Consider the following 1,715-nt stretch of genomic DNA (forward strand, 5'->3'; position numbering starts at 1 on the left):
CACCCGGTCCACCGCCGTGTTCAGCGCACTACCCCCGTACGCGATCGAGCAGGTGGGGCACGGTTTCGTGCACGAGACGTTCGAGGCGGGAGCGGCCGTGATGACCGAGGGCGAGGCCGGGGATCGAATCTGCCTGATCGCCGCCGGCTGCGTCGACGTCCACCGGGACGGCGAGATCATCGCCCGACGCGAGCGCGGCTCGGTCGTCGGTGAGATCTCGCTCCTCCACGAGGTACCACGGACAGCCACGCTGACGGCGGGCCCGGCCGGCGTCGAGGTGTATTGGATGGGCGCCGGCGCATTCCTGGACGCCGTCAACCGCGTGCCCAGAAGCCGGTCGCGCGCGGAGGCCGAGGCCCGTCGGCGCCTGGATCACTGACCCACCTGGGCTGTCCGGCTACGGCCGACACGTGCGATTGTGGTCTGCTGAGACGATGAAGTTCGGAATCTTCTACGAGCACCAACTTCCCAAGCCGTGGAGCGAGGACGACGAGTATCGACTCCTCAACGAGGCGCTCGATCAGGTCGAGTTGGCCGACGGACTCGGCTTCGACCATGCGTGGGAGGTCGAGCACCACTTCCTCGACGAGTATTCGCACTCGTCGGCTCCCGAGGTCTTCCTCGCCGCCGCCGCCGCCCGAACGAAGAACATTCGCCTCGGTCACGGGATCCGCCAGGTGATCCCGAACTACAACCATCCAGCGCGCACCGCCGAGGGTTTGGCCACGCTCGACCTGATCTCGAACGGGCGCGTCGACTTCGGGATCGGCGAGGGTGCGACCCGCCTCGAGCTCCACGGATTCGGCGTTCCGGCGAAGCAGAAGCGCGCGATGTCGCTGGAATCGGCCGAGCAGATCGCGAACATGATGGTGCTCGACCCGTACCCCGGCTACGAGTCCGAGAGCTTCTCGATGCCCTGCCGCAACGTGCTCCCCAAGCCTCGACAGAAGCCGCATCCGCCGATGTGGATCGCCTGCACGAACCGCGAGACGATCAAGGTCGCTGCCCGCAACGGTCTGGGCGCACTGGCGTTCACGTTCATCGACCCGGACGAGGCCAAGGCGTGGGCGGACATCTACTACGACATCATCAAGAGCGACGAGTGCGTTCCGATCGGCCACACCGTCAATGCCAACCTCGCCCTGGTCACGGGCTTCTCGCTCGACGACGTCCGCGCGACCGCGATCCGCAACGGCCAGGAGGGCTTCGAGTTCTTCGGCTACGCGATGAGCTCGCTCGTCACGCGTGACCAGGTCCCGGGCCGGACGAACCTGTGGGGCGAGTTCCAGGAGCGCCGCGATCCGTCGGTCGAAGCCGCGCGGATCGCCGCCGCCGAGGCCGCCGGCGACGACTACTCGAGTTGCATCGGGACCCCCGACGATGCCCGCCGCTACGTCCGCGAGCTGGCCGAGGTCGGCGTCGACCAACTGATCTTCATCCAACAGTGCGGTCGCAACCGCCACGCCGACATCTGCGACTCACTGCAGATGTTCGGTGATCGGGTCCTTCCCGAGTTCCAGGCCGAGGAGGCCGAGCGTCAGCGCGCCAAGGACGCGCAACTGGCTCCGTTCATCGAGGCCGCGCTCGCCCGCAAGGAGTGGATGCAACCGCTCGCCGACGACGAGATCCCGGTCGTGCGCGCGTCGGTCGCCAAGGTCCAAGCCGCCGGCCGCCTCGGCTGACCCCGCCCCACTCCCCACTCCCCTCTCCCCGTT

At 67.9% G+C, this 1,715-nt stretch carries 2 protein-coding genes; both read left to right on the plus strand.

Annotated elements, in window-relative coordinates; genetic code table 11:
* On the plus strand, positions 1 to 379 hold a 379-nt coding region (locus tag WBV89_RS07730; RefSeq protein ID WP_423980754.1), incomplete at its 5' end, for a cyclic nucleotide-binding domain-containing protein.
* A gap of 55 nt (positions 380 to 434) precedes the next feature.
* Positions 435 to 1,682 carry an LLM class flavin-dependent oxidoreductase gene (locus WBV89_RS07735; RefSeq protein WP_423980755.1) on the plus strand — a complete coding sequence of 416 codons (1,248 nt, stop codon included), beginning with the start codon at positions 435 to 437 and terminating at the stop codon, positions 1,680 to 1,682.
* The last annotated feature ends 33 nt before the right edge of the window (positions 1,683 to 1,715 follow it).

Source organism: Ilumatobacter sp. (assembly GCF_049588435.1).
Lineage (GTDB): Bacteria > Actinomycetota > Acidimicrobiia > Acidimicrobiales > Ilumatobacteraceae > Ilumatobacter_A.